The following is a 4,727-nucleotide window of genomic DNA, read 5'->3' on the forward strand; positions in this document are numbered from 1 at the left end:
TAATATCATGTCCGGTAGCATCGGAGCGTGTATAAAATTAAGGTGACACTCTTGAGAAAACCTTCTGCCTCCTGCCTCCTGCCTCCTGCCTTCCTTCCGCCAAAGTCTAACTATTCAACCGGACATGATATAATAGGCAAAAATTTTCCCTGATGTACTAACTGGGAAAATGCCTGTGCAGAAATAGGGGGACTAAAAAGATAACCCTGAATCATATCGCAATGGTGTTTTTGCAAGAATGCTAGTTCATCTTCTGTTTCTACTCCTTCCGCTACAACATTAAGCTCTAGTTGACGTGCCATCTGAATCATTGCAATCACAATGGCTCTGTTCTTAGAATGCTTGTGAATATTGGATAAAAACGAGCGATCGAGTTTGAGAGTATCAAAAGGAAATCGATATAAATAGCTCAAAGATGAATAGCCAGTGCCAAAATCATCGATCGCTAGATTCAGTCCTAGAGTTTTGAAAGCTTCTAGCTGTTCCTGGGCTAAATCGATATCTTCTACCAAAGCACTTTCAGTCAACTCCAACTCTATAAAATTAGCACTGAGTTGGTGATTTAGTAATATTTTGGAAAACTTATGCTGTAACAGAGGCTGTCGAAGTTGATAACTTGAAATGTTAACAGCCACTTTAAAGTCTTTGAGCAGTTCATCTTCTTGCCAGACTTGGAGTTGTTGGCAGGCATTTTCTAATACCCATTCCCCAATAGTTTCAATCAAACCAGTAGCTTCTGCTAGAGGAATGAATTTTGCTGGGGATATGAAACCCGACTGTGGGTGCTGCCAACGCAAGAGAGCTTCAGCGCCAGAAATTTCACCTGTTTTTAGGTCTACTTTCGGTTGATAATAAAGCTGAAGTTGTTCACGATCTATCGCATAGTGTAAATCTGTTTCTAGAGCTAACAAGTTAGTATTGCTGGTTTTACCCTGTGAGCTATGGAATTGATGACGGTTACCTCCTTGCTCTTGGGCTTTTTGCATTACTAAATGACAATCTTGTAATAAAGAAAGAAAACTATTGCTGTCGCGAGGATAGAGCGCTCCACCAAGACTTGCTGTGAGAAAAACTTCTCGCTCTCCAATAATATAGGGATTGGCGATCGTTTTTAATACAGATTTAGCAATTTCGCTAGCTTGGCCTAAGTATTCAACAGGCTCCAAAATTAGGATAAACTCATTAATATCTGTACGGGCAACAACATTATTTTTTCCTACTACCTCAACAATTCGCTTGGCCACGGTTTGCAACAAATAGTCAGTTTCTTGACGTTCCATGTATTGGTAGATTCGATAGAAGCGATCGATACTCAGACAAAATACTGGTATGTAGAGAGATTGGTGTAAATGAGAGCGATTGTTCACTACTGGGTTTGATAATGTATCTACTATCTCTTCAAACATACTTTGCAAAACTTTCCTAGTGGGTAGGTTCGTCAGTGGATCATATTTGTGCAAACGCTCTAACTTTTGGTAAGCATCTTCAAGTTTACCAGTATATTCTGCTTTTGTAGCAACAACTGACTGGTGTTTTTGCAACGTAATCTCTATAGTGGTTTTTAAGTCTACGATTTGAAAAGGTTTAATTAGATAACCATAGGGGTGTGTATGTTTTGCTCGTTCAATGGTATCATCGTCAGCATAGGCTGTAGTAAAAATTACTGGATACTGAAATTGTTGATATATTTTTGCTGCTGCTGTAATTCCGTCAATCTCTCCTTGAAGCATAATATCCATGAGGATCACATCTGGATTTGTTGTTGCAACCTGTTGTATTACTTCTTCTCCAGAGTGAACAATTCCGACAATTTCATAGCCTAGTTTTTGTAAAACCATCCTTAGATTTTCCGCCACAATTAATTCATCTTCAACAATCAGAATTCTAATAGTTTTAGCGTAGTTAACTTGATTATTTGTTGTAGAAGGGCTAGAAATTGTCATTGTAATACCTCCAAAGATAATATATATTTTTTTTTTTTGACATTTTAAAACCTGGCGTTGGTGATTTGAGGTATGATATCATGTCCTGATAAGAGCGCGATTCCTGTTTTTTCTTCTTTCTTCCCTCCTGACTCTTAAGTAATTAAGATTAATATTATACACTAATTCAGCAATCCCTAAAACCTTTTTTTGTACTTTAACTCTGAAAAAATTAAACTAATAGATGTACCCTCAGAAGTATCAAAAGTAATAGTTCCATTTAACTGTTTCGCCAAAATACGGACGAGTTTTAAGCCCAGAGAATTAGAAGTTTCCCAATTAACTGTCGAAGGTATACCAATACCATTATCACATACTTTCAAGACTAATTTTTGATTGATATCTTTAAACATCACGATCCGAACTTCTCCTAATCTTAGACCGGGAAAACCATGTTTAAAAGCATTCATCAGAAGTTCATTAATCAGTAACCCGCAAGGAACAGCTGTTTCTAAATTGAGTAATATTGGTTCGACTTTAATAATAGGATTTACTCTGTTATGGTTACTTTGACAAGAAAAAAAGATATTGTTGACTAACTGCTTGATGTATTCACTAAAATCTACCTTGCCAAAATGATTACCTTTGTAAAGCTGTTCGTGAATTAATCCCATAGTTTGGATGCGTTTTTTAGCATCATTAAATAGGTGAAGCGAAATTTCATCGGTAATTGAGTAGGATTGCAAATCTAATAAATTAGAGATAATATTGAGGTTATTTTTAACGCGATGATGAACCTCTTTCAGTAATACTTCTTTTTCTGCTAAAGATTGCTTGATTTGCTCCTCAGCTTGTTTTCGTTCGGTGATATCTCGCACAATCATCAACACTTCCTCTTCTCCATTGCCAACGATGCGGAGTTCTTCATAACGTACTTCACCATTTCTGAGAATTTGTCGTTCATAAACTTGTAGTTGGCCTGTGAGTATTGCTTGATTGATATAGTAAAGCTCTTGCTCTAAGAAATTTGGTGGTAAAGGTTCATCGTTAGGGAAAAAATTTACCATATCAATACTTTCAGGAGGAATAAAATCCAAACAAGTGCCATCTCGCTGCACGCGCATAATTAAATCTGGGATTGCCTCTAACATTGCCCGGTTACGGGTTTCGCTCTGATGAAGTGCTTTTTGTGCTAACTGATGAGCGCGTTCTGCTTCAACTCGCTCACTTGCTTCTAGTGCTAGGGCGACAAAATCTGCTATAGTAGCAATAAAATTTTGTTCCTCTAGAGTCCAGGTACGGGGAGTACCAATATGCTCTAGACGAATGACTCCAATGACTTGTCCGCCAGAATAAATCAAAGCATCTAACATGGAAGTGATACCAAGTGGCATCAGATATTCCTGAAGCAAATCTTTGACTCTGGTATCAGAATGTACGTTGTCAATCACCAGTAAGCGACTATTTTTCCAAGCTTGGAAGTAGCTTGGATAGTCAGCAGCTAGCAATTCTATTTCCTGAGTATGTTCGTCTGCTGTAAGTCTGTAAAAATCAACACATCGAATGAGAGTGTGAGCATCATCTAGCAACCAAATACCCACCTGTTGAACTTCCAATGTTTGCGATACGACTTCATTGATTTTTTGGCAAGCTGCTAAGAAATCTCCTTGAGTTAATACCTTATTTTTAGATAGATCGATCAGAACCTGATTATTGGCAATTAACTGTATGCGACTCCTTTGCAGTTGTGCAGTGCGCTCCTCAACTTGTTTTTCTAAAGTCTGATTCATTTCTGCCAATGCTTCAAAAGCAATTTTTAACTGAGCAGACATCAGATTAAAGGCGATCGCTAGTTCGTCTAGCTCGCGAATATTTGGTAGCCCAGGAGCAATATTTTTTAATGGCACTTTCTGGTTTAAATTTCCATACGCAACAGATAGAGATGCCTGATGAAGGCTGATAATAGGAGCAGTAAGCCAACGTGCAATCTTGATGGCTAATTGTATTGCTAGTATGAATGCTGCTAAAGAAACTGGGACAATGATTTTCAGATTGGCATAGACACCTGCCATTAAGTATGACTCGGGTATTGCTACAACTACTACCCAGTCCAAACCTAAATTTTCTCCCCAACTTGAAACATGAACAAAATATTGCTCGCCTATTAATTCTGTATTAAAATGTCGATCTGACTCAATTTTCTGTAGGTTTTCAAGCTGTTGCTGCAAATATCGAGCAGTTGCTTGAGTCAGGGGATCGGGACTATTAACTGCTGCTAACCGTTTTGCTTTACCATTGACAACCTCAAAAGAAGGTAATTTTGAGGAACTGGCAACCAACATTCCAGAATGTTCCATAATCATCACTACTTCAGATTGACTAATTTTTAACTTCTGTAGGAAATTGGAAAGATCGGAAATCCCTTGATCTACTCCCAAAACACCAATTAATTTTTGGTCATCGTCATAGATAGGGTAACTTGCAGAAATTGCTAAGGCATTAGTTATTCCATCGCACAGATAAATGTCGCTCCAGATAGCTTTACCTGCTTTTATTGGCTGAGTATACCAGTGTTCTATTTTAGGATCGTAGGCATAAGTCTTGCGAACATTTCCCAGATTTCCTTCTGAGTCAACAGCATACTCATATACGATCCGAGGATGGGAGCGGGTTGTTATATCAAGGCTTATATTATCCTTAGCTGCCATACCAGCACCTACAAATTCTCCGTCCTCATTGGCAAAGTTAATATAGCTGACATCAAATATCTGGCTTTGCTGGAGGAATAAACGCCCTGTTGTTTCA

Annotated in this window: 2 protein-coding genes; both read right to left on the minus strand. The window is 38.1% G+C overall.

Going from position 1 to position 4,727, the window contains the following annotated elements; genetic code table 11:
• Positions 1-110: 110 nt before the first annotated feature.
• The gene (locus F6K54_RS40615; protein ID WP_293090107.1) at positions 111-1,943 is read right to left on the minus strand and encodes a bifunctional diguanylate cyclase/phosphodiesterase; all 1,833 of its coding nucleotides are present in this window, start codon (positions 1,941-1,943) and stop codon (positions 111-113) included.
• 176 nt (positions 1,944-2,119) lie between these two features.
• On the minus strand, positions 2,120-4,727 hold a 2,608-nt coding region (locus F6K54_RS40620; protein WP_293090109.1), incomplete at its 5' end, for a histidine kinase dimerization/phosphoacceptor domain -containing protein.

This window comes from Okeania sp. SIO3B5 (genome assembly GCF_010692555.1).
In the GTDB taxonomy this organism is placed as follows: Bacteria; Cyanobacteriota; Cyanobacteriia; order Cyanobacteriales; family Microcoleaceae; genus Okeania.